The 268-nt window shown below is 74.3% G+C and carries 1 protein-coding gene; it reads left to right on the forward strand.

Translation table 11 applies throughout. The features are described 5' to 3' along the window. Positions 1 to 96: hypothetical protein (locus tag NET02_RS16635; protein WP_347711065.1), on the forward strand; the 96-nt coding region annotated here is incomplete at its 5' end. Positions 97 to 268 lie beyond the last annotated feature (172 nt).

Genomic DNA, 268 nt, shown 5'->3' on the forward strand with positions numbered 1-268 from the left:
GCCTACGGCCACTTCGGCCGCGACGAGCCGGAGTTCACCTGGGAGCGCACCGACAAGGTCGAGGTGCTGCGGGATCTGGCGGGGATCAGGGGCTGAGGCCCTCGCCCCGTGGACTACCCGCGCGGCCGCTTGGCCAGCGGCGGGGGACCAGCTGACCCGCCACCGGGCCTGCCGCGGCGGGAGCCTGAAGCGGGAGCCGATTGTCCGCCTCGAGCCGGCGGCTGGCCTTGATGCGCTGCCCATCCCAAGGCCGCAACGAGGCTCACGG

Origin of the sequence: Thermalbibacter longus, assembly GCF_023806485.1 — a bacterium.
GTDB classification, from domain to species: Bacteria; Chloroflexota; Chloroflexia; order Thermomicrobiales; family Thermomicrobiaceae; genus Thermalbibacter; species Thermalbibacter longus.